17 protein-coding genes and 2 rRNA genes (1 of these 19 only partly in view) are annotated in these 23,597 nt (G+C 70.8%); 11 read left to right on the top strand and 8 right to left on the bottom strand.

Annotation, left to right across the window (positions count from 1 at the left end; all coding sequences use genetic code 11):
- Window positions 1-2,485: ribosomal RNA gene (locus R4Z63_RS12115) — 23S ribosomal RNA — on the top strand (it extends 634 nt beyond the left edge of the window).
- 79 nt (window positions 2,486-2,564) lie between these two features.
- A 5S ribosomal RNA gene (gene rrf, locus R4Z63_RS12110) occupies window positions 2,565-2,681 on the top strand.
- Between the two features lie 288 nt (window positions 2,682-2,969).
- Here rrf and R4Z63_RS12105 read toward each other — a convergent pair.
- The 5 genes from R4Z63_RS12105 to R4Z63_RS12085 all read right to left on the bottom strand — a co-directional run bounded on the left by R4Z63_RS12105 (window position 2,970) and on the right by R4Z63_RS12085 (window position 8,584).
- The gene (locus R4Z63_RS12105) at window positions 2,970-4,280 is read right to left on the bottom strand and encodes a DUF58 domain-containing protein (protein WP_384455541.1); all 1,311 of its coding nucleotides are present in this window, start codon (window positions 4,278-4,280) and stop codon (window positions 2,970-2,972) included.
- Window positions 4,280-5,266 carry an AAA family ATPase gene (locus R4Z63_RS12100; RefSeq protein ID WP_384455537.1) on the bottom strand — a complete coding sequence of 329 codons (987 nt, stop codon included), beginning with the start codon at window positions 5,264-5,266 and terminating at the stop codon, window positions 4,280-4,282. Before R4Z63_RS12100 ends, R4Z63_RS12105 begins: the two co-directional genes overlap by 1 nt.
- Complete coding sequence (locus tag R4Z63_RS12095) at window positions 5,263-6,534, bottom strand: DUF4350 domain-containing protein (RefSeq protein WP_491522537.1); 1,272 nt, start codon at window positions 6,532-6,534, stop codon at window positions 5,263-5,265. Before R4Z63_RS12095 ends, R4Z63_RS12100 begins: the two co-directional genes overlap by 4 nt.
- Window positions 6,535-6,648: 114 nt before the next feature.
- Window positions 6,649-7,326, bottom strand: coding sequence for a DUF4129 domain-containing protein (locus R4Z63_RS12090; RefSeq protein WP_384455532.1), 678 nt, complete (start codon window positions 7,324-7,326; stop codon window positions 6,649-6,651).
- Window positions 7,327-7,333: 7 nt separating this feature from the next.
- The gene (locus R4Z63_RS12085; protein WP_384455529.1) at window positions 7,334-8,584 is read right to left on the bottom strand and encodes a hypothetical protein; all 1,251 of its coding nucleotides are present in this window, start codon (window positions 8,582-8,584) and stop codon (window positions 7,334-7,336) included.
- 234 nt (window positions 8,585-8,818) lie between these two features.
- On the opposite strand from R4Z63_RS12085, the gene mtrA reads away from it, so the two are divergent.
- The 6 genes from mtrA (at window position 8,819) to R4Z63_RS12055 (ending at window position 16,098) form a co-directional block, all read left to right on the top strand.
- Window positions 8,819-9,508, top strand: a complete 690-nt coding sequence (gene mtrA / locus R4Z63_RS12080; protein WP_189747360.1) for a two-component system response regulator MtrA — start codon at window positions 8,819-8,821, stop codon at window positions 9,506-9,508.
- Window positions 9,509-9,596: 88 nt separating this feature from the next.
- Entirely contained in the window at window positions 9,597-11,459 is a 1,863-nt protein-coding gene (mtrB, locus tag R4Z63_RS12075; RefSeq protein WP_037924216.1) for an MtrAB system histidine kinase MtrB, read from the top strand.
- Window positions 11,449-13,341 carry an LpqB family beta-propeller domain-containing protein gene (locus tag R4Z63_RS12070; protein ID WP_384455525.1) on the top strand — a complete coding sequence of 631 codons (1,893 nt, stop codon included), beginning with the start codon at window positions 11,449-11,451 and terminating at the stop codon, window positions 13,339-13,341. The genes mtrB and R4Z63_RS12070 overlap by 11 nt, the downstream gene beginning before the upstream one ends.
- A gap of 58 nt (window positions 13,342-13,399) precedes the next feature.
- Window positions 13,400-14,128 (top strand): ComF family protein, encoded by a 729-nt coding sequence (locus R4Z63_RS12065; RefSeq protein WP_037923211.1) that lies wholly within the window; start codon window positions 13,400-13,402, stop codon window positions 14,126-14,128.
- 330 nt (window positions 14,129-14,458) lie between these two features.
- Complete coding sequence (hpf, locus tag R4Z63_RS12060; RefSeq protein ID WP_384455544.1) at window positions 14,459-15,154, top strand: ribosome hibernation-promoting factor, HPF/YfiA family; 696 nt, start codon at window positions 14,459-14,461, stop codon at window positions 15,152-15,154.
- Window positions 15,155-15,345: 191 nt separating this feature from the next.
- Window positions 15,346-16,098 carry a response regulator gene (locus tag R4Z63_RS12055; protein ID WP_037923214.1) on the top strand — a complete coding sequence of 251 codons (753 nt, stop codon included), beginning with the start codon at window positions 15,346-15,348 and terminating at the stop codon, window positions 16,096-16,098.
- A 207-nt stretch (window positions 16,099-16,305) separates the two neighbouring features.
- Here the strand turns inward: R4Z63_RS12055 and R4Z63_RS12050 are convergent, their stop codons facing one another.
- Window positions 16,306-17,487, bottom strand: a complete 1,182-nt coding sequence (locus tag R4Z63_RS12050; RefSeq protein WP_384455521.1) for a winged helix-turn-helix domain-containing protein — start codon at window positions 17,485-17,487, stop codon at window positions 16,306-16,308.
- Between the two features lie 53 nt (window positions 17,488-17,540).
- Complete coding sequence (locus tag R4Z63_RS12045; RefSeq protein WP_384455518.1) at window positions 17,541-18,116, bottom strand: GNAT family N-acetyltransferase; 576 nt, start codon at window positions 18,114-18,116, stop codon at window positions 17,541-17,543.
- 239 nt (window positions 18,117-18,355) lie between these two features.
- Here R4Z63_RS12045 and secA point away from each other — a divergent pair, with 239 nt between their 5' ends.
- Entirely contained in the window at window positions 18,356-21,145 is a 2,790-nt protein-coding gene (gene secA, locus R4Z63_RS12040; protein ID WP_037923220.1) for a preprotein translocase subunit SecA, read from the top strand.
- A 185-nt stretch (window positions 21,146-21,330) separates the two neighbouring features.
- Here secA and R4Z63_RS12035 read toward each other — a convergent pair whose 3' ends face one another.
- Window positions 21,331-21,780 carry an Rv3235 family protein gene (locus R4Z63_RS12035; RefSeq protein ID WP_384446224.1) on the bottom strand — a complete coding sequence of 150 codons (450 nt, stop codon included), beginning with the start codon at window positions 21,778-21,780 and terminating at the stop codon, window positions 21,331-21,333.
- Window positions 21,781-22,094: 314 nt separating this feature from the next.
- Between R4Z63_RS12035 and R4Z63_RS12030 the strand changes: the two genes are divergently transcribed.
- Window positions 22,095-22,595 (top strand): DUF6912 family protein, encoded by a 501-nt coding sequence (locus tag R4Z63_RS12030; protein ID WP_037923224.1) that lies wholly within the window; start codon window positions 22,095-22,097, stop codon window positions 22,593-22,595.
- Window positions 22,592-23,257, top strand: coding sequence for an HAD family hydrolase (locus R4Z63_RS12025; protein ID WP_037923227.1), 666 nt, complete (start codon window positions 22,592-22,594; stop codon window positions 23,255-23,257). Before R4Z63_RS12030 ends, R4Z63_RS12025 begins: the two co-directional genes overlap by 4 nt.
- Window positions 23,258-23,597: the final 340 nt, after the last annotated feature.

Raw genomic sequence — 23,597 nt, 5'->3', positions numbered from 1 at the left:
CAGCTTGCTGTATCTCGTGACTGCGTGCCTTTTGAAGAATGAGCCTGCGAGTTAGCGGTGTGTAGCGAGGTTAACCCGTGTGGGGAAGCCGTAGCGAAAGCGAGTCCGAATAGGGCGTTTGAGTTGCACGCTCTAGACCCGAAGCGGAGTGATCTAGCCATGGGCAGGTTGAAGCGGAGGTAAGACTTCGTGGAGGACCGAACCCACCAGGGTTGAAAACCTGGGGGATGACCTGTGGTTAGGGGTGAAAGGCCAATCAAACTCCGTGATAGCTGGTTCTCCCCGAAATGCATTTAGGTGCAGCGTCGTGTGTTTCTTGCCGGAGGTAGAGCACTGGATAGGCGATGGGCCCTACCGGGTTACTGACCTTAGCCAAACTCCGAATGCCGGTAAGTGAGAGCACGGCAGTGAGACTGTGGGGGATAAGCTCCATGGTCGAGAGGGAAACAGCCCAGAGCATCGACTAAGGCCCCTAAGCGTACGCTAAGTGGGAAAGGATGTGGAGTCGCAGAGACAACCAGGAGGTTGGCTTAGAAGCAGCCACCCTTGAAAGAGTGCGTAATAGCTCACTGGTCAAGTGATTCCGCGCCGACAATGTAGCGGGGCTCAAGCGTACCGCCGAAGTCGTGTCATTGCAGCAATACTCCCAACGGAGGCTGTGATGGGTAGGGGAGCGTCGTGTGCCGGGTGAAGCAGCAGCGGAAGCTAGTTGTGGACGGTTCACGAGTGAGAATGCAGGCATGAGTAGCGATACACACGTGAGAAACGTGTGCGCCGATTGACTAAGGGTTCCTGGGTCAAGCTGATCTGCCCAGGGTAAGTCGGGACCTAAGGCGAGGCCGACAGGCGTAGTCGATGGACAACCGGTTGATATTCCGGTACCCGCTTTGAAACGCCCAATATCGAATCAGGCGATGCTAAGTCCGTGAAGCCGTTCCGGACCCTTCGGGGAATGGAAAGTGGTGGAGCCGACGAACCAGACTTGTAGTAGGTAAGCGATGGGGTGACGCAGGAAGGTAGTCCAGCCCGGGCGGTGGTTGTCCCGGGGTAAGGGTGTAGGCCGAGGGGTAGGTAAATCCGTCCCTCATGAAGGTTGAGACCTGATGCCGAGCCGATTGTGGCGAAGTGGATGATCCTATGCTGTCGAGAAAAGCCTCTAGCGAGTTTCATGGCGGCCCGTACCCTAAACCGACTCAGGTGGTCAGGTAGAGAATACCGAGGCGTTCGGGTGAACTATGGTTAAGGAACTCGGCAAAATGCCCCCGTAACTTCGGGAGAAGGGGGGCCATTCCTGGTGATGAGTCTTGCACTCTGAGCTGGGGGTGGCCGCAGAGACCAGCGAGAAGCGACTGTTTACTAAAAACACAGGTCCGTGCGAAGCCGTAAGGCGATGTATACGGACTGACGCCTGCCCGGTGCTGGAACGTTAAGGGGACCGGTTAGTGACCTTTCGGGGTTGCGAAGCTGAGAACTTAAGCGCCAGTAAACGGCGGTGGTAACTATAACCATCCTAAGGTAGCGAAATTCCTTGTCGGGTAAGTTCCGACCTGCACGAATGGCGTAACGACTTCTCGACTGTCTCAACCATAGGCCCGGTGAAATTGCACTACGAGTAAAGATGCTCGTTTCGCGCAGCAGGACGGAAAGACCCCGGGACCTTTACTACAGTTTGATATTGGTGTTCGGTTCGGCTTGTGTAGGATAGGTGGGAGACTTTGAAGCATCAACGCCAGTTGGTGTGGAGTCGCCGTTGAAATACCACTCTGGTCGTGCTGGATGTCTAACCTCGGTCCGTGATCCGGATCAGGGACAGTGTCTGATGGGTAGTTTAACTGGGGCGGTTGCCTCCCAAAGGGTAACGGAGGCGCCCAAAGGTTCCCTCAGCCTGGTTGGTAATCAGGTGTTGAGTGTAAGTGCACAAGGGAGCTTGACTGTGAGACCGACGGGTCGAGCAGGGACGAAAGTCGGGACTAGTGATCCGGCGGTGGCTTGTGGAAGCGCCGTCGCTCAACGGATAAAAGGTACCCCGGGGATAACAGGCTGATCTTCCCCAAGAGTCCATATCGACGGGATGGTTTGGCACCTCGATGTCGGCTCGTCGCATCCTGGGGCTGGAGTCGGTCCCAAGGGTTGGGCTGTTCGCCCATTAAAGCGGTACGCGAGCTGGGTTTAGAACGTCGTGAGACAGTTCGGTCCCTATCCGCTGTGCGCGTAGGAATATTGAGAAGGGCTGTCCCTAGTACGAGAGGACCGGGACGGACGAACCTCTGGTGTGCCAGTTGTCCTGCCAAGGGCATGGCTGGTTGGCTACGTTCGGGAGGGATAACCGCTGAAAGCATCTAAGCGGGAAGCCTGCTTCAAGATGAGTATTCCCACCTCCTTGAGAGGGTAAGGCTCCCAGTAGACGACTGGGTTGATAGGCCAGATGTGGAAGCCCGGTAACGGGTGGAGCTGACTGGTACTAATAGGCCGAGGGCTTGTCCTCAGTTGCTCGCGTCCACTGTGTTAGTTCTGAAATAACGAACGGCTGTGATTACATGCCAGCGTTCTAAATTTCATAGTGTTTCGGTGGTCATAGCGTTAGGGAAACGCCCGGTTACATTCCGAACCCGGAAGCTAAGCCTTTCAGCGCCGATGGTACTGCAGGGGGGACCCTGTGGGAGAGTAGGACGCCGCCGAACAATTGTTGTGGGGAAGCCCCGTACCTTCTGGTACGGGGCTTTTCCGCGTTCACGGGCCGGTCGCGCCGGCATGACCAGTGCCGCATCCGGCGCATACGCGCGTAACGGCGTCGCTGCCGCCCCGTGTCACCAGTCCGCGGGGCAGCTCGTGAGGCCGCTCGTGTCGAGCGTCCAGACGTCGGTGAGCGAGTGCGTCCCTGGGACGACTTCCACCACCATCAGAACATTGCCGGAGATGACCCTGAGGGGTGCCCGCCCAGGGCGCCCGGGGCATCCAGCCGCGGTGCCCTACAGGCGGCCTGCGGCCTTGAGGGAGAGGTAGGCGTCGGCCAGGGCCGGGGCCAGGGCGTCGGGCGTGGAGTCCACCACGTGGACGCCATGGCGGGCGAGCTGGTCGGCCGTGCGGCGGCGCTGGGACTGGGTCTGGACGGCGGCCGCGGCCTCGTACACCGCGTCCACGCTTCCCCGTGAGGCGGCCATCGCCGCCACATGGGGGTCGGCCACCGAGGCCAGCAGGACCGTGTGACGTTGCGTGAGCCGCGGCAGGAGCGGCAGCAGGCCCTCTTCGATCGGGGCGGCGTCCAGGCTCGTCAGGAGGACCACCAGGGACCGGCGTGGGGCATTCCGGAGGATGGTCGACACCAGAGTGCGGGAGTCGGTCTCGACCAGCTCCGGTTCGAGGGTGGCCATGGCGTTGACGAAGGACGGCAGGACGTCGGCCGCCGCGCGGCCCTGCACCTGGGCGCGGGGGAGGCGGTCGTGGGCCAGGAGGTCCACCCGGTCACCGGCGCGGGTCGCCAGGGCGGTCAGGAGCAGGGCCGCGTCCATGGCCGAGTCCAGGCGGGGGGAGTCTCCCACCCGGCCCGCCGAGGTGCGGCCGGTGTCGAGGCAGATCAGGATGTGCCGGTCCCGTTCGGGGCGCCAGGTGCGGACGGCCACCTTGTGCTGGCGGGCCGTGGCACGCCAGTCGATCGAACGAGTGTCGTCGCCCGGCACGTAGTCGCGCAGGCTGTCGAACTCTGTGCCCTCGCCGCGGGTCAAGAGGCTGGTACGGCCGTCCAGTTCACGCAGTCGGGCCAGCCGGGACGGCAGGTGCCTGCGGCTGGTGAACGGCGGCAGGACGCGGACCGTCCAGGGCGCCGGCCGGGACGCCTGGCGGGCCCACAGACCCAGCGGGCCGTACGAGCGGATGGTGACACGGTCGGCGTGGCGGTCGCCGCGACGCGTCGGGAGCAGCCGGGTGGTCAGGCGGCGGCGCTCGCCCGCCGGGACGACCAGCTCGTGGCGGGAAGCGGCCGCCTCCGTGCCCGGGGCCCAGCTGCTCGGCGGCCACGCGTCGCGGACACGGGCCCGGAGCGTGCGGCCGGAGGGGTTGGTGATGGCCAGGTGGACGTCCGCCGGCTCGCCGAGGCGTACCGAGCTGTCGCCGGAGTGGGCCAGCACGAGGCCGCGTACCGGTGCGGCCAGGGCGTAGTCGACCGCGCAGGCCAGGGCGATCGGGCCGTTGACCGCGAGCATGCCCGCCCAGCTCGGCTCCAGGAAGCCGACCGGGATGCTGCCGAGGGCCGCCAGCAGCGCGGCGCGTCCGGTGAGGGCCATCAGCGCGGGACGGGGACGTGGGAGAGGATCGCCGTGATGACGGCGTCGGCGGTGACACCCTCCATCTCCGCCTCGGGACGCAGCCGGACCCGGTGGCGCAACGTCGGGAGGGAGAGGGCCTTGACGTCGTCGGGAGTGACGTAGTCGCGGCCGGTGAGCCAGGCCCAGGCGCGGGAGGTGGCCAGCAGGGCGGTCGCGCCGCGGGGCGAGACGCCGAGGACGAGCGAGGGCGAATCGCGGGTGGCGCGGCAGATGTCGACGACGTAGCCGGCGATCTCGGGGGAGACGGACACCCGGGAGACGGCCTCCCGGGCCGCATCGAGCTGGGCCGGTCCGGCGACCGGGCGGATACCGGCGGCCTTCAGGTCGCGGGGGTCGAAGCCGGCGGCGTGGCGGCTCAGGACGCCGATCTCGTCCTCGCGGGAGGGGAGGGGCACGGTGAGCTTGAGGAGGAAGCGGTCCAGCTGGGCCTCGGGGAGGGGGTAGGTGCCCTCGTACTCGACCGGGTTCATGGTGGCGGCGACGAGGAACGGCTCGGGGAGCCGGCGGGCGGTGCCGTCCACGGTGACCTGGCGTTCCTCCATCGCCTCCAGGAGTGAGGACTGCGTCTTGGGCGGGGTCCGGTTGATCTCGTCCGCGAGGAGGAGGTTGGTGAAGACGGGGCCGTCCTGGAAGGAGAACGCGGCGGTCCGGGCGTCGTAGACGAGCGAGCCGGTGACGTCGCTGGGCATCAGGTCCGGGGTGAACTGGACGCGCTTGGTGTCGAGCTCCAGGGACGCGGCCAGCGCGCGCACGAGCAGGGTCTTGGCGACACCGGGGACACCTTCGAGGAGGACGTGGCCGCGGCACAGGAGCGCGACGACGAGACCGGTGACGGCGGAGTCCTGGCCCACCACGGCCTTGCCGATCTCCGTGCGGAGCGCTTCGAGGGAAGCGCGGGCGCTGTCCGCGGTCGCGGCCGTGGACTCGGTGGCCGGGTACGTCATGAGGTGCGGACCTCTCTTTCGAGGGCGTCGAGGTGGCCGGCGAGCGCGACGAGCGCCGCGTCGTCGGAAGGGGTGGTACCGAAGAGGAGGGCGGTCACGTCCAGGGATCCGCCGGTCAGGCGGGCGGAGACGGCCGGGACCAGCGCGGCCGCCTCGTGGGCCTGGGCGGGGGATACGCCGACCAGTGCGGCCAGACGCTCGCGGGAGGCGGCGCGCAGTACGGTCGCGGCGCGGTCGCGGGCCCCGGCCCTGCGGTAGAGGCGGGCGCGGCCCTCGGTGGTCTCGGAGGCGCGGATGGCGACAGGGAGCCTCTCGGTGACGAGGGGGCCCAGTCGGCGGGCGCGCCACAGGGCGGCCAGGACGGCCGCGAGGAGGAGCTGGAGCAGGGCCCAGGACCAGCCGGCCGGAACGAGCTGGAAGAGGGTCTTGTCCTCGTCGCCGGATCCGGTGCCGGCGTCGGAGTCGGCGAGGGACGGCAGGTACCAGACGAGGTCCGGGCGGGAGCCGAGGAGCTGCAGGGCGAGGGAGGCGTTGCCCTCCTCGGCGAGGCTCTCGTTGAGGAGGACCGTCTCCGAGCCGAGGAGGACGGTGTCGCCGCCGGTGGTGCCGGTGGGCAGGACGAGGAGGGTGGGGTGGCCGCCGCTGGGGTAGCAGGCGATGGCGCCGGGGAGGGCGGTGCTGTAGCGGAGGCCGCCGCCGGTGCCGGCGCGGCCGGCGGATTCGGCGGCGGGCAGCGTACAGCGGGGGGCGAGGTCGTCGGTGGCGGCGTCGCCCTCGGTGCGGACCCCGGGGGAGAGGTCGGAGAGGCTGGGGTCGCCGGGGGCGAGCAGGACGGTGCGGCCGCCGGAGAGGTCGATGGCCGAGCGGATGGCGCTGCGCTGGGCGGCGCCGAGCAGGTCCGGCTCGGTGACCAGGAGGGTGGTGCCGGGGCCGGCCGCGTCGGCGGCCTCGCGGGCGGTGGTGACGACGCGGGTCGTGACGCCGCGTTCCTTGAGGAGCTCGGCGACGGCACGGCTGCCCGCCGGGTCGGCGGAGCGGGGGTCGAGGGCGCCGTGCCGGGTGCCGGAATTCAGGGCGGCGAGGATGACGGCGCCGGCGGCGACGACGGCCAGGACGGCGGCGGTGCGGCGTACCGTGCGGGTGGCGCGGCGCGGGTGGTGCGCTGCGGCGGGGGTGGCGGCCGTGACCGTACCCCGGCCGGGGCCTTCGCCGGGTCCCGCGGCGGCCGGGGCCCGGGGCGGGACCGGGCCCGGACGATGGCGCGGCATGCTGCTCGGCGCTGCGCGGGGACGGCCCCGGCTCGCGCCCGGCCGGGGCGGAAGCCGCGGTGCCGGACCGTGCCGGGGGGTGCTCCGGGGTGCTCCAGGGCTGGGTCGGGCCGGTCATGAGGCGGGTCCCGTCAGGAGCGGCTTGGCACGGTCCAGGGTGAGGTCGAGGGTGCGCAGGCGGGCGTAGGCGTCGGCGTCCGCGGTGCGGCCGCCGTAGGTGACGTCGTCGAAGGTGCGGGCGGCGGCGCGGAGGGCGGCGGCATGCTCCGGCAGGGAGACTGCGGCCTCGGCGGCCGCCTCGTCGGCGGTGCGGCCCGGGCGCGGATCCAGCAGGGTGCGCTCCTCCAGGGAGCGGACCACCGCGCGCATGCGTTCCTGGACGGCCTCCGTCCAGCGGCCGGCGGCGGCGTGGGCCTCCGCGGCGGTGCGGTGGTCGGCCGCGCTGCGGACGCCGTCGTCGAAGAGGGTGCCGGCGGCGGCCGTGCGGCGGGGGGAGCCCAGGCGCCACCACAGCGCGGCGGCCGCGAGGACGACCAGGAGCAGGATTGCGACCAGGCCCGCGGTGCCTCCGGGGGTCGTCCCGGAGGCGGCACCGAACAGGTCGTCGAGCCACTCGAAGAACGCGCGTAGGGCGCGGTCCACCAGGCTCGGGTCGCTCTCGTGGTACATCGGCTTGGACAGTTCGTGCTCCGCCGCTTCCTGGGCGGGCGCGCGCGGTGTCGTCACCGGTGGTGTCTCCGCACCCGGCAGGAGCGCCGCGGTGCGGTTGATGAGGCCCCCCGTGCTCATCATCGGTGGGTCAGCCTCCGGTCGTGCCGTAGTTCTCGATGCCGGCCGCCCGTGCGAGTTCCAGGTCCAGGCCCTCGCGGCGGATGCGCTGGTCGACGTAGAGGAGGACGGTGACGCCGGACTGGATGGGCATGATGATCGTCTGGGCGATGATCAGGCCGATCCCGGCGAAGATCAGCGGTGCCCAGGCGGTCTGGGCGCTGCCGTCCTCCAGGGATCCGAGGCCGCCGCCGAAGGCGAAGATGCCGATCATCTGGAACGGCGCCACGACCATCAGCGCGACCATGAAGGCGATCAGGGCGGTGAGGACCGTGATGCCGAAGATGCGCCACCATGCGCCGGCGACGAGCTTCGAGGAGCGCTGGAAGGCCTTGACGACGGTGCTCTTCTCCAGCATCAGGGCCGGGGATGCCAGGCTGAACTTGATGCCGAGCCAGGCGACGAGCGGCAGCCAGGCGGCGAAGCCGACGAAGGCCAGGCCCACGTTGCCCGCGAGGGCTCCCGGCAGGACCAGGACGGCGCCGAGCAGGATGATGCCGAGGGCCAGCAGCAGGGTCAGGCCGATCAGGCGCAGCAGCTGGGGGCGGGCCTCGCGCCAGGCGGCCGACACCGTGGAGTGCTGTCCCAGGATCGCCCGACTGAAGATCATCGTCAGCATGGCGGTGACCACGATCGTCCCGAGGACCTGGATGAACTGGTCCACCATCGACACCGTGAGTGTGCTGCCGAGGCTGTCGATCGCCTCTTCGGCGGTCATGTCCTCGGCCGAGCTGAGGGGCAGGTCGCTCAGCATGTACTTCTGCACGAAGACGCTGATCACCTGGATGACGGTGGCCACGACCAGGGTGATGGGCACGATGGAGCGCCAGTGCGTGCGCAGGGTGGCGACCGAGCCGTCGAGGATCTCGCCGAGGCCGAGCGGGCGCAGCGGGATCACCCCGGGCTTGGCGGCGGGCGGCTGCTGGCCCCACTGGCCCGGTCCGCCCGGGTAGCCGTACTGGCCGCCGTACGGGGCCGCGGGCTGCTGCCCCCAGCCGCCGGAGGGCTGCGCCGGGGGCTGCGGGGTGTCGGCCGGGGGCGTGGCGCCGGGGCTCGACCACTGGCCCGGCGGTGGCTGGTCGGCGGACCACTTGGGGTCGCCGGTGGGCCGTGCGGGCTGTTGCGCGCCGCCGTCGCTGCCCGGCCGGTCGGCAGGGGAGCCCTGCCGGTCGCCGTCGGACGGAGAGGATCCGGGCGTAGCCCAGCCCGGAGAGTCGTTCATCGTCGCTCCTTCACATCCACCTGCTGCGGCGGGGGCGCTGGTCGCTGCCATCGTGCCATGTGAGGGCCCCGAACGGACCAGCCGTCCCCCCGGATACCCGGCAGCCCGTACCTTCAAGTGTCGCCCGGATCCGGGCGAGACCGGCCGGGCCGACGTCCACGCAGGTCCGAGGGGCGATTTCCAGCCCTTTTGGCTGTGGGACAGCTCACCGCCGGGTCACGATTGGCTAATGGGATGATGTCAACCATGAAGGGACGCGTGCTCGTCGTCGACGACGACACCGCGCTGGCCGAGATGCTCGGCATTGTGCTGCGGGGAGAAGGTTTTGAGCCGTCGTTCGTAGCGGACGGCGACAAGGCGCTGGCCGCCTTCCGGGAGGCGAAGCCCGATCTGGTGCTGCTGGACCTCATGCTGCCCGGACGGGACGGCATAGAGGTCTGCAGGCTGATCCGGGCCGAGTCAGGCGTGCCGATCGTCATGCTGACCGCCAAGAGCGACACGGTGGACGTGGTCGTGGGCCTGGAGTCCGGGGCCGACGACTACATCGTCAAGCCGTTCAAGCCGAAGGAGCTGGTGGCCCGTATCAGGGCCCGTCTGCGCCGGTCGGAGGAGCCCGCGCCCGAGCAGCTGGCCATCGGTGACCTGGTCATCGACGTGGCCGGACACTCGGTCAAGCGCGACGGCGCCTCGATCGCACTGACCCCGCTCGAGTTCGACCTGCTGGTCGCGCTCGCGCGCAAGCCCTGGCAGGTCTTCACCCGCGAGGTGCTGCTGGAGCAGGTCTGGGGCTACCGGCACGCGGCGGACACCCGCCTGGTCAACGTGCACGTGCAGCGGCTGCGCTCCAAGGTCGAGAAGGATCCGGAGCGCCCCGAGATCGTCGTGACGGTGCGTGGTGTCGGCTACAAGGCCGGACCCAGCTGACGTGCAGTCCGGCACCTCGGGCAGGGTCCGGGGCGGTTCCCGCCTGTGGACCGGCAGGCTGCTCCGGGACGGGGCTCCCGCCGGCCGGATGCTGCGGCTGTTCGTACGTCTCGTACGGCGGCCGCTGCTTCCGGCTGTCCGGCTGTGGCGCCGCAACATCCAGCTCCGGGTCGTCGCGGCCACCCTGCTGATCTCGCTCTCCGTGGTGCTGGCCCTGGGCTTCGTCGTCATCGCGCAGGTCAGCAAGGGCCTCCTCGACGCGAAGGAGGAGGCCGCGCAGAGCCAGGCCGCGGGCGGGTTCGCGGTGGCGCAGGAGAAGGCCAACACCCCCGCGACCGTGGACGGGCCCGACGCGACCGACAACAAGGTCGGTCGTGACGCCAGTACGTGGATGAACTCCCTGGTCAAGCAGCTGGCCAGTGGCGGCCAGACCGCCTTCGAGGTGGTCGCGCTCGGTGCCGGCACCGGAGAGGAGCCCCAGCCCGGCGCGCAGGGCGTCCGGGGCGCCCGCGCCTCCGGGAACGTGGATCCGACGGCCAGCGTGCCGATCAGTCTGCGCCGGGCCGTCAACCACGGCACCGGCACGTTCGAGACCTTCTCGCAGATCCGCTACTCCAGCGGGGCCGACAAGAAGGAGCCCGAGCCGGCGCTGGTCGTCGGCAAGCGGCTGACCGACATCAACGGTGACCCGTACGACCTGTACTACCTCTTCCCGCTGACCCAGGAGGAGGAGTCCCTCAACCTGGTCAAGAGCACCATCGCCACCGCCGGGCTGTTCGTCGTCGTCCTGCTGAGCGGTATCGCCTGGCTCGTCGTGCGCCAGGTCGTGAGCCCGGTGCGGATGGCCGCCGGGATCGCCGAGCGGCTGTCGGCGGGTCGGCTCCAGGAGCGGATGAAGGTCACCGGCGAGGACGACATCGCGCGCCTCGGCGAGGCCTTCAACAAGATGGCGCAGAACCTCCAGAACAAGATCCAGCAGCTGGAGGAGCTGTCCCGGATGCAGCGCCGCTTCGTCTCGGACGTCAGCCACGAGCTGCGGACCCCGCTGACGACGGTCCGGATGGCCGCCGACGTCATCCACGACGCCCGCGTCGACTTCGACCCGGTGACGGCGCGCTCCGCCGAGCTGCTCGCCGGGCAGCTCGACCGCTTCGAGTCGCTCCTGGCGGACCTCCTGGAGATCAGCCGCTTCGACGCCGGAGCCGCGGCCCTGGAGGCGGAGCCGATCGACCTGCGGGAGGTCGTGCGCCGCGTCATCGACGGGGCGGAGCCGCTGGCCGAGCACAAGGGCACCCGGATCCGGGTCCTCGGCGACTCCCAGCCGGTGATCGCCGAGGCCGACTCGCGGCGCGTCGAGCGGGTCCTGCGCAACCTCGTCGTCAACGCCGTCGAGCACGGCGAGGGGCGCGACGTGGTGGTGCGGCTGGCGTCCGCCGGCGGGGCCGTCGCCGTCGCCGTACGGGACTACGGCGTCGGACTCAAGCCCGGCGAGGCGACCCGTGTCTTCAACCGCTTCTGGCGGGCCGACCCGGCGCGGGCGCGCACGACCGGCGGGACCGGCCTCGGCCTGTCCATCGCCGTGGAGGACGCCCGACTGCACGGCGGATGGCTCCAGGCATGGGGCGAGCCGGGCGGCGGTTCGCAGTTCCGGCTGACGCTGCCGCGTACCGCGGACGAGCCGCTGCGGGGCTCGCCCATCCCGCTGGAGCCGGAGGACTCCCGGGCCAACCGGGCCAAGGCTGCCGCGGACGCCGCGGCCGCGGCGTCGGGCACCGGGACCGAACGCACGGTGCCCGATGCCGGGGACCGCTCGCCGATACCGCCGCGCCCGCCCGTCGCCGGGGCGCAGGCGGTGCCCGCCGACCCGACCGCCCTGCCGGGGAGCGGGGCGCGGGTCGTTGCCCGCCCGGCCGAGCAGGTACAACAGGAGGATCGAGCCGATGGACGGTGAGCCCGTGGACGCGCGGTGGGAAAGCGCACGGGTGAAGGGCCGGCGCCGGCGCCGGCGCCTGCGCACCGTGCGGGCGTACGCCTTCGCTGCGGCCGGGCTGATGCTGGCGGGCTGCGCCTCGATGCCCGACAGCGGCGAGATTCGCGCGGTGCAGGCCTCGCAGGGCGTGGACTCGCAGGTGCGGGTGTTCGGCGTGCCGCCCGCGGACAAGGCCACCCCGGCGGAGATCGTCGACGGTTTCCTTGAGGCGATGACCAGTGACGACCCGCAGCTGGAGACCGCCCGCAAGTACCTCACGCCGGCGGCCGCGAAGTCCTGGAAGCCGAGTTCCGTCGTCACCGTGCTCTCCTCCGGCCTCAACCGGGTCGCGGTGCGCGGCGAGAAGGATCCCGAGGGGCCTCGCTGGAAGGTGACGGGCAAGCTGCTCGCGACCGTCGACGAGCACAGCGCGTACCAGCCGCAGACCGGCGCCAGGGAGTACGAGGAGCAGCTCCAGCTCGTCCAGGACGAGGACCGGCAGTGGCGCATCTCGACGCCGCCGAACGGCCTGGTGCTGAGCGAGTCGGACTTCCAGCGCATCTACATGCCGGTGAACAAGTACTACTTCGCCGGCGACACGCTCGTCGCCGACCCGGTCTACGTGCGCCAGCGCAGCGACCCCGATTCGCGGATGGACCCGACCACGCAGACCGTGCAGTCGCTCCTCGCCGGGCCGTCCCGGTGGCTCGCGCCGGTCGTGGAGTCCAGCTTCCCCACCGGTACGGAACTGCGCACGGGCACCAAGTCCCTCTCGTACGACGGCCAGAACACGCTGCGCGTGCCGCTCAACGACAAGGTGGGGAACGTCGCGCAGCCGCAGTGCAAGAAGATGGCCACCCAGCTGCTCTACACGGTCAAGGACCTGACGGGTTCCCGGCTCGACCAGGTCGAACTGCTGCGCTCCTCCGACGACAAGACGTCCTCGTTGTGTTCGGTGACCTCGGTGAGTGCGGACGCCATCGCCAACCGGCCGAAGATCCCGGAGTACCAGTACTTCGTCGACAACGAGAAGCGTCTGGTCCGGATGAAGCTCGACGTGGGCGGTGAGGACCAGCAGATCCGTACCGAGCCGGTGCCGGGGCCGCTGGCGACCGCTCCGGTGTTCAAGGTCAGCTCGGCGGCGGTCTCGCACGACGAGCGGCGCGCGGCAGTGGTGTCCGAGGACGGGCACGGCCTGTACGTGGTGTCGCTGGTCGGGGGCGGGCCGATGCCGGCCCAGGTGCCGATCGGCCGGGGCGGCAAGGCGGAGACGCTGACGGCGCCGAGCTGGGACGCCTCGGGCGACCTGTGGGTCGCGGACCGGGATCAGCAGCACCCGGGTCTGTGGCGGGTGCCGGGCGGGACCGGAACGCCCGAGAGGGTGCAGGTGGCGGGGCTCGACAACCGGCGGATCGTCTCGCTGAAGGCGTCCGCGGACGGGGCGCGGATCGCGCTGCTGCTGGAGGAGGACGCGCGCAGCAAGCTCCTCTACATCGGGCGGGTCGAGAGGCCCGACACGAAGGGTGACATCTCCGCGGTGTCGGTGCGCGAGCTGCGTCCGGCGGCCCCGCAGATGGCGGACGTGACCACGATGAGCTGGGCGCCGCGCGGCCGGCTGCTGGTGGTGGGCCGGGAGAAGCGCGGGGTGCAGCAGGCCCGCTACATGCTGGCGGACGGCTCGGTGGTCGCGGCGAGTCTGCCGGGGGCCACGGGGCTGGCCGAGGTCGCGGCTGCCGCGGCGGAGGACGAGTCGAAGCCGAAGCCGGTCGTGGCGTACTCGGAGGACGGGATCGTCTGGCTGCCGCCGGGGGCGCAGTGGCGCACGGTGGCCGAGGGCGGCGGGTCTCCGGTCTACCCGGGCTGAGGTCCTGCGGTCGTCCACAGGGGTGGCGGGCGAGGGGCCGGGCCGCCAGGGTGGAGTCATGCGGGGGTGGTGGCAGGAGCTCGCCGGTCTGGTGCTGCCGGCGGACTGCGCCGGGTGCGGTGCCGCCCGCGTGCTGGTGTGCGACGACTGCCGGGGCGCGCTCGGCGGGTCCCTGGCGCGGCCGGTGCGGCCGTCTCCGTGCCCCGAGGGGCTGCCGGTGGTAGCGGCTGCGGCCGCCTACCAGGGGGCCGTACGGGGCGTGCTGCTGGCCCACAAGGAGCGCGGGGCGCTGCCCCTGGCCGGGGTGCTGGGTGACGCGCTGGCGGCGGCCGTCCTGGCGGGCGGTACGGGGCCGGGCCGGGCCGAGGTGGCGCTGGTGCCGGTTCCTTCGGCGCGGCGGCAGGTGCGGGCGCGCGGGCACGATCCGGCCCGCAGGATCGCTCTGGCCGCGGCGGGGCGGCTGCGGCGGGCCGGGGTCGCCGCACGGGTGGCGCCCGTACTGGGGCTGCGGCGGGCCGTGGCCGACCAGGCGGGTCTGGGGGCCCGTGAGCGCCGGGAGAACCTCGCCGGGGCGCTGGCGGTGTGCCGGGACGGGGCACGGCTGACGGGCGGGGCCCGGGTCGTACTGGTGGACGACGTGATCACCACCGGGGCGACGCTGGCCGAGGCGGCCCGGGCGGTGCGCGCGGCGGGTGCCGGGGCGGGCCCGGGGGCCGTGCTGCGGGCAGCGGTGGTCGCCGCGCCGGCGGACTCCTTCGCGCGATCTCGCGGGACGGCGGCGCGGTGACCTGCAACGTCTCCGGGAGGAAAATCCCGTGAATACATTTGGAACTGGAGGGGAAGGCCCATCGTTGCAGGTAGTACGAGGGAACGGCCACTGGACTGGAAGTACGTGCCGGTAGCGGGTGCCGACAACCGTCATACAGGGATATGTTCGGTTGTGAGGAACTCAGGAGGCTGTTCTCTCGACTCCGAAGTCGGTGGGGTGTAGATCTTGCCGATGGGGGAGGAGGAGGTGAAAGTCGCCAAGTCCGAGGCTCCGGCCTTCACCGGAGTCTGGTGCGAAAGGGAGACGCTTCGCCCCGTCGGGCGGAGCTATCCGGGAACGGAGTTCTGCGTGGACATCGTCGTCAAGGGCCGCAAGACCGAGGTGCCCGAGCGGTTCCGCAAGCACGTGGCCGAGAAGCTGAATCCGGAGCGGATCCAGAAGCTCGACGCCAAGGTGATCAGCTTGGACGTCGAGGTGTCCAAGGAGCACAACCCGCGCCAGGCCGACCGTTCCGACCGCGTGGAGATCACCCTGCGTTCGCGGGGCCCGGTGATCCGGGCCGAGGCCGCCGCCGCCGACCCGTACGCGGCGCTCGACCTCGCCCAGGACAAGCTGGAGGCCCGGCTGCGCAAGCAGCACGACAAGCGCTACACCCGCCGTGGCAGCGGCCGGATCCCGGCTGCCGAGGTCGCCGACGTCGTGCCGGGCGTCGCCTCGCTCAACGGCAGTGGCCAGCCGGTCACCGAGGAGAAGACGGACGGAGTTCCGATCACCCGGATCGGTTCCATCGAAGTGCAGGGCGAAGGCCCGCTGATCGTCCGCGAGAAGACCCACTCGGCCGCGCCCATGTCGCTCGACCAGGCTCTCTACGAGATGGAGCTGGTCGGCCACGACTTCTATCTGTTCGTCGACTCCGAGACGAAGTTGCCCAGTGTCGTCTACCGGCGGCACGCCTACGACTACGGCGTCATCCACGTGAACCCCGACGGTGCCTCCAGCTCGGAGGAGCCGCGGGGCGGCGCGGGTGGCGCGCTCGGCGGCTGAGCAGACCGTTCGCTGCCCCCGCGGGACGCTCCGGCGCCTCCGCGGGGGCACCTGCATGGCGGGTATGCGCCAGGAGGTCCGCCGGCATCCCCCGCGCCGTGGTGCGGGCATGGAATCATGGCGGGCAGTCAACCGGCTGCGGAACGTGTCCGGTTGGCCCGGCAGCTCAGCACCATGCAGGGGGAGGGACGATGGCGGACAGCTTCGGTCCGGTACGCGCGGACGACGGCGCGGCCTGCCGCGGGGCGGACCCGTCGGGGGAGACCGCCGACGCGTCGGACGGGGAGCCCATCAGGGTCCTCGTGGTCGACGACCACGCGCTCTTCCGGCGGGGACTGGAGATCGTCCTCGCGCAAGAGGAGGACATCCAGGTCGTCGGCGAGGCCGGAGACGGCGCGGAGGCGGTGGACAAGGCCGCCGATCTGCTGCCGGACATCGTGCTCATGGATGTGCGGATGCCCCGGCGGGGCGGGATCGAGGCGTGCACCTCGATCAAGGAGGTGGCTCCCTCCGCGAAAATCATCATGCTGACGATCAGCGACGAGGAGGCGGACCTCTACGACGCGATCAAGGCGGGCGCAACCGGCTACCTCCTGAAGGAGATCTCCACGGACGAGGTGGCCACCGCCATCCGCGCGGTGGCCGACGGCCAGTCGCAGATCAGCCCGTCGATGGCATCGAAGCTCCTCACCGAGTTCAAGTCGATGATCCAGCGGACCGACGAGCGGCGGCTGGTGCCGGCGCCGCGGCTGACGGACCGGGAGTTGGAGGTCCTCAAGCTGGTCGCCACCGGCATGAACAACCGCGACATCGCGAAGGAGTTGTTCATCTCCGAGAACACCGTGAAGAACCACGTCCGCAACATCCTGGAGAAGCTTCAGCTGCACTCCCGGATGGAAGCCGTGGTCTACGCGATGCGGGAGAAGATCCTGGAGATCCGCTGAGGGCTGTGCCGCCGTCACCGGTGGATCGGCCCGCGGCGCGGGACGGCGCACGGCGTCGGACGCGGTGCCCCGCACGGGCAGGCACGCCCTCGTGCGGGGCGCACCCGGGCGGTCCGGCGGCACGGTGAGGTGCCGCGGCCGGCGCCGCGCGCCCGCGGGGCCACGGAACAGCCCCCGGCCTCCCCACTCGGGGTCGGCGGAGCGCGGTCAGGCGCCCAGTGCCGCCAGCTCGGCCGTTACCGCCGCGGCCTCGGCGGCGTCCTGCGCGCGCTCCACGCGGACCGCGTCGCAGCCGACCCACTCCGCGGCCTCCCGCAGCGCCTGCGCCATCGCTCCCGCGGCCGCGGGAGAGGTCAGGGAGAGCTGCCGGGCGACCAGCGTGCGGCCCTCGCGGGCCGGGTCGGCGCGGCCCTGGAGCCGGCCGCCGGCCAGCAGGGGCATCGCGAAGTACCCGTGTATCCGCTTCGGCCTGGGGACGTACGCCTCCAGGCGGTGCGTGAAACCGAAGATCCGCTCCGTGCGCGGACGGTCCCAGACGAGGGAGTCGAACGGAGACAGCAGCGTCGTGCGGTGGCGGCCCCGAGGAGCCGTCGCGAGGGCCGACGGGTCGGCCCAGGCGGGCTTGGACCAGCCCTCCACCTCCACCGGTACCAGCCCGGAGTCCGCCACCACCGCGTCGAACTGCTCCCCTTTGAGCCGGTGGTAGTCCGCGATGTCGGCGCGGGTGCCGACCCCGAGGGACCGGCCGGCCAGGGCGACCAGGCGGCGCAGGCACTCGTGGTCGTCCAGGTCGTCGTGGAGCAGCGCGTCGGGCACGGCCCGCTCGGGGAGGTCGTAGACCCGCTTCCAGCCGCGGCGCTCGCTGCACACCACCTCGCCGGTGTCGAGCAGCCACTCCACCGCGATCTTGGTCTCGGACCACTCGAACCATTCGCCGCCGTTCTTGGCGCCGCCCAGCTCGGTGGAGGTCAGCGGGCCGTCCGCCGTCAGGCGGTCCAGGACCGCCCGCGTCGAGTGCTCCTTGTCCCGGAGGACGTGCCAGCGGTGGCCGCGCGCCCGGTTGGCCCGGCGGCGGAAAGCGAAGTGGGGCCATTCCTCGATCGGCAGGATGCAGGCCGCGTGCGACCAGTACTCGAAGGCGTGCCGCTCGCTCCAGTAGGCCTTCTCCACCGTGTCCCGGCCGACCGCGCCGAGCCGTGCGTACGGGATCAGCTCGTGGGAGCGGGCCAGCACCGAGATGGTGTCGAGCTGGACGGCGCCCAGGTGGCGCAGGACCCCGCGGACCCCGCCGCGCCGGTCGGGGGCTCCGAGGAAGCCCTGGGCGCGCAGGGCGATCCGGCGGGCCTCGTCGGCGGACAGGGACACGGTCGGCGGCGGCAGGCTGGTCATGCGCCGAAGCCTAGGGGCCGCCACTGACATTGAGCGGGCCGGACCCGGCGGGGTCAGGCGGTCGGCGACGGCAGGTACGGCAGGCGCGCGGACAGGCCCAGGTCGGAGGGGAGCAGACCACCGACGCGGCAGTCGCGCAGGGTGCCGCGGTGGGAGATCCCGGCGCGCAGGATCCCCTCCATCCTGAAGCCGGCCTTCTCGGCGACGGCCCGGGAGGCCGCGTTGCCGGGCTCGGCCCGCCATTCCAGGCGTCCGGCGCCGAGTTCGGCGAAGGCCCAGCGGGCGGCGGCGCCGACCGCCTCGGTCACGTAGCCGCGGCCGCGGTGCTCCTTCACCGCCCAGAAGCCGACCTCGAACACGGACTCGCCGCGTGGGTGCACGCCCAGGGCCGCCACCAGCGGACCCGGTGGCCGCAGCCGGACGGCGAAGCTGTATGCGGTGTCCTCGCGCCAGCCCGCCGGCACGGTCTCGTTGACCCAGGTGTCCGCGTGCGCGTGCCCGTAGGGGGAAGGGACCTCGTTCCAGCGCTGGATGTCCGGGTCCTGGCAGGCCGCGTACACCTCGGGGGCGTCCTCGGGGGCGAAGGGGCCGAGCACGAGGCGTTCGGTGGTCAGTGTGATGGGCTCCATGCGCGGATTCTGCTGTCGCCGAGACCCCCGGGCGAACACTTTCCGGGAATCCCTCGGGGCGATGCGGCACCTTCGGTGTCCCCCGTACGTTCTCAATCCGGGCACCCGTGCCCTCATGGGAACGGCGGACCTCCCGACGCGGCCGCGTCCTCGCTTACGATGGCCGTTGCGGTGGGGCCCACCTGCCGTGCCCGGCTACGTAAAGTGCCCAGGCCCGACCGGCAAGGAGACCAGCCTCAGTGTCCGTCTTCAACAAGCTCATGCGTGCAGGCGAAGGCAAGATCCTGCGCAAACTGCACCGCATCGCGGACCAGGTCAACTCCATCGAAGAGGACTTCGTCAACCTCTCCGACGCCGAGTTGCGGGCGCTCACGGACGAGTACAAGCAGCGGTACCAGGACGGTGAGAGCCTGGACGACCTGCTGCCCGAGGCCTTCGCGACCGTGCGCGAGGCGGCCAAGCGCGTCCTCGGCCAGCGCCACTACGACGTCCAGATCATGGGTGGCGCGGCGCTGCACCTCGGCTATGTCGCCGAGATGAAGACCGGTGAGGGCAAGACCCTCGTCGGCACCCTGCCCGCCTACCTCAACGCGCTGTCCGGCAAGGGCGTCCACCTGATCACGGTGAACGACTACCTGGCCGAGCGCGACTCCGAGATGATGGGCCGCGTCCACAAGTTCCTGGGCCTGTCCATCGGCTGCATCCTGGCGAACATGTCGCCGGCGCAGCGGCGCGAGCAGTACAACTGCGACATCACCTACGGCACGAACAACGAGTTCGGCTTCGACTACCTGCGCGACAACATGGCGTGGTCCCAGGACGAGCTCGTCCAGCGCGGCCACAACTTCGCCGTGGTCGACGAGGTCGACTCGATCCTCGTCGACGAGGCCCGCACCCCGCTGATCATCTCCGGCCCCGCGGACCAGGCCACGAAGTGGTACGCGGACTTCGCCAAGCTCGTCACCCGCCTGACCAAGGGCGAGGCCGGCCAGCCGCTCAAGGGCATCGAGGAGACCGGCGACTACGAGGTCGACGAGAAGAAGCGCACCGTCGGCATCCACGAGGCCGGTGTCGCCAAGGTCGAGGACTGGCTCGGCATCGAGAACCTCTACGAGTCGGTGAACACCCCGCTCGTCGGCTACCTGAACAACGCCATCAAGGCGAAGGAACTGTTCAAGAAGGACAAGGACTACGTCGTCATCGACGGCGAAGTCATGATCGTCGACGAGCACACCGGCCGTATCCTCGCCGGCCGCCGCTACAACGAGGGCATGCACCAGGCGATCGAGGCGAAGGAAGGGGTGGACATCAAGGACGAGAACCAGACCCTCGCCACGATCACCCTGCAGAACTTCTTCCGCCTGTACTCGAAGCTGTCGGGCATGACCGGTACGGCCATGACCGAGGCCGCCGAGTTCCACCAGATCTACAAGCTCGGTGTCGTCCCGATCCCGACGAACCGGCCGATGCAGCGCGTGGACCAGGCCGACCTGATCTACCGGACCGAGGTCGCCAAGTTCGCCGCCGTCGTCGACGACATCGCGGAGAAGCACGAGAAGGGTCAGCCGATCCTCGTCGGCACGACGTCGGTCGAGAAGTCCGAGTACCTCTCGCAGCAGCTCTCCAAGCGCGGCATCCCGCACGAGGTGCTCAACGCCAAGCACCACGAGCGCGAGGCCGTGATCGTCGCGCAGGCCGGCCGCCGCGGCGCCGTCACGGTCGCCACGAACATGGCCGGCCGCGGTACCGACATCAAGCTCGGCGGCAACCCGGACGACCTGGCCGAGGCCGAGCTGCGCCAGCAGGGCCTGGACCCGGAGGAGCACATCGAGGAGTGGGCGCACGCCCTCCCCGCGGCGCTCACCCGGGCCGAGGCCGCCGTGAAGGCTGAGTTCGAGGACGTCAAGGGGCTCGGCGGGCTGTACGTGCTGGGCACCGAGCGCCACGAGTCGCGCCGAATCGACAACCAGCTGCGCGGCCGTTCCGGCCGTCAGGGCGACCCGGGCGAGTCCCGCTTCTACCTGTCGCTGGGCGACGACCTGATGCGCCTGTTCAAGGCCCAGATGGTCGAGCGCGTCATGGCGATGGCCAACGTCCCGGACGACGTGCCGATCGAGAACAAGATGGTGACCCGCGCGATCGCGTCGGCCCAGTCGCAGGTCGAGACCCAGAACTTCGAGACGCGCAAGAACGTCCTGAAGTACGACGAGGTCCTCAACAACCAGCGTGAGGTCATCTACGGTGAGCGCCGCCGCGTCCTGGAGGGCGAGGACCTCCAGGAGCAGGTCCACCACATGATGGACGACACGATCGACGCGTACATCGCGGCCGAGACGGTCGAGGGATTCGCCGAGGAGTGGGACCTGGAGCGCCTGTGGAGCGCCTTCCGGCAGCTCTACCCGGTGAAGGTCACCATCGAGGAGCTGGAGGACGCCGCCGGCGACCGCGCGGGCATCACCGCCGAGTTCATCGCGGAGTCGGTCAAGGACGACATCCACGAGCAGTACGAGGCCCGTGAGAAGGCCCTCGGCTCCGAGATCATGCGCGAGCTGGAGCGGCGCGTGGTGCTGTCGGTGCTGGACCGCAAGTGGCGTGAGCACCTCTACGAGATGGACTACCTCCAGGAGGGCATCGGCCTGCGGGCGATGGCCCAGAAGGACCCGCTGGTCGAGTACCAGCGCGAGGGCTTCGACATGTTCAACGCCATGCAGGAGGGCATCAAGGAGGAGTCCGTCGGCTACCTGTTCAACCTGGAGGTCCAGGTCGAGCAGCAGGTCGAGGAGCTTCCGGTGCAGGACGCCGCTCCCTCGCTGACGAAGGAGCCGGTGGCCGCCGCCCGCCCGGAGATCCGGGCGAAGGGTCTCGACGCTCCGCAGCGTCCGGACCGGCTCCACTTCTCGGCGCCGACGGTCGACGGCGAGGGCGGTGTGATCGAGGGCGACTTCGAGAGCGAAGCGGGCGACGGGATGACGCGGGCCGAGCGCCGTAAGGCGCAGAAGGCCGCAGGCGGGCGCCGTCGCAAGAAGTGAGCCGTGGCCCCGCGGGGTCCTGGGGCGTCGGCCGGGGCCGGACACCGTACGGGTGTCCGGCCCCGGCCGTTCGGTTCCCGCCGGGGCCGCGGGGCGTTCCCGGGGGCGGAGCCGTCCGGGCGCGCCGCACCCGGGCCGGCGCGCCTCGACCGCCGGCGGGTCCGGGCACGTGCCGGGGGAGGGGGTCACGGCAGCGGGCCCCGGATCTCGATCGCAGCGCAGCGCCAGCGGAGGTCCGGGCCCTGTTCCAGGCGGAAGGCCATCGCGGTCAGCCGGTCGCCGGTGGCGATGCGTGCGAAGGCCTCGATGACACCGGGGCCGGGGACGAAGCGGCCGCACTGGCGGACGACCGGTGACCGGCGCACGCGCCGGGCCTGCTCGGCAGGGGCCAGGTTCACCAGCTGCTGGTAGGCCGGGCCGACGGTGTGGCCGAGCAGCGAGTGCACCGGGCGCCGGCCGCTGACCACGGCCAGCAGGCGTTCGGCGAACCAGTGGTGCGGGCCGAGGCGCGGGGTGGGCGGGGAATCCGCGGGGCGGCGGGTGTCGCGCCGCCCGGCCGGGCGGGTCCCGGAGCGGCCGGCGGGCCTGCGGCGGCCGCTGTTTCCGCCGATCGTGCCGCGCGTCGTGGTGTCCATCGCGATCTGCCCCCGAACAGGCCGGGCCCGGCGTGGTACCGGGCGGTAACTTGATGGGGATCTTCTACGGTCGGCGAACACGCTCCGCAACCACGGCGGCGGCCGGTCCGGCCGCCCGCCCGGTTCACCTATCCGAGTAGCCCGACCGCCGCCCCGGGGCGTGCACCCGATCGCGGCCGGGTACTCGGGTGGACGGGCACCCGGCGGGCCGCGGCAGCCCGATGGGGTACCGCGGCCGTCACCCTGCCGCACCCCGGCCGGCCGCCTCCGAGTCGTATCCTGGGTGCGTTTCCGACTACCGAAAGCAGCCGGCCATGCGCGTGTACGTCCCCCTGACCCTCCCCGGGCTCGCCGAGGTGCACACGGCGGGTGAGCTGGGCCCCGCCCCGCTGCGGGCGTACGCCGTCACCCCCGGCCTGCGCGAGTGGTACGCCTCGGACGACATCGAGGAGCTGGAGTACGCGGCCCTGGGCCGGGCCGCGGCCGCCTCACTGCGGCTGCTCGCCGCCGACCCCGGCGCACCCCGACGGCGCGTCGTCGTCGCCGTCGACGTGGACGACAAGGCCGCCACCGCCACGCCCGGGGACGACGAGGCCGCCCTCGGCCGGGTGAGCCTCGCCGCCGCCGTGCGCCTCACCGTGGCCGCCGCCGTGCACGCGGACGCCGACGACGCGGACGAGGACGTCACCGCCGCCGTGCTGGCCCTGCCCGCCGCCGACGGCGGGGACGAGGACGCGCGGTCCACCGTCGACGGGGCCGAGGACCACGAGCTCCTGTGGTTCGGAGTCCAGGAGATCCCGGGGCTGCTGACATGACGCACACGCACCACATCGTGTGGGACTGGAACGGCACGCTGCTCCACGACATCGAGGCCGTCATCACCGCGACGAACGCCTCCTTCGCCGAGCTCGGCCTCGCGCCGATCACCCTGGAGACGTACCGCGAGCTGTACGTCGTACCGGTGCCGAAGTTCTACGAGCGCCTCATGGGGCGCCTGCCCACCGACGAGGAGTGGCTCGTCATGGACGAGGCCTTCCACCGCCACTACTGGGCCGCCGCCGCGGACTCCGGGCTGGCCGAGGGCGCCCGGGACCTGCTCCAGGGGTGGCAGCGCGACGGGCTCACCCAGTCCCTGCTGTCCCTCGCACCCCACGACAGGCTCGTCCCGCTCGTGCGCGCCCATGGCATCGACGCGCACTTCCTGCGCGTCGACGGGCGGACCGGCCCGTCCCACACCTCCAAGGCAGGACATCTCGTACGCCACATGCAGGCCCTGGACGCGACGGGAGTGACCGCCGACCGTACGGTCCTCATCGGAGACGCCGTCGATGACGCGCTCGCGGCCGCCCACGTCGGCGCGCGCGCCGTCCTCTACACCGGAGGCTCGCACAGCCGCCGCAGTCTGGAATCAGCCGGAGTGCCGGTCGTGGACACCCTGGCGGAGGCCGTTCTCACAGCTCGCGAGCTGGCCGAATAGCGACTGGACAGGCTGCTGCACGGAAGGCTCGCAACGTCGCTGGCCAGAGTGTCAAAGTTCCACCCCAAGATTTGTACAGATGCAGTGAATGACGACTTGGGGGTAGGTCGGGATAGCCTTGTACCCGTGATCAGCGCGATATCCCTCGGGGGCACTGGAGCCTCCGTCCTGCGCCCGGCGTACGACAGTGCCCGGGCCATCGCTGATCCCCGCCACCGGGACCTTCTGCCGATCTTGGCTCATTCCCTCCCGGTCGGCTCTCACGACGGCATAGCGTCGGCCCAGAACGGACACCCCGCCTCGCGGCGCTACGCCATTCCTTCCTTCACCTACGTCACGC

This window comes from Streptomyces sp. PL-29 (assembly GCF_058344425.1).
The sequence above is the reverse complement of the archived record's forward strand: the minus strand, read 5'-3'. Positions and strand labels throughout refer to the sequence as shown.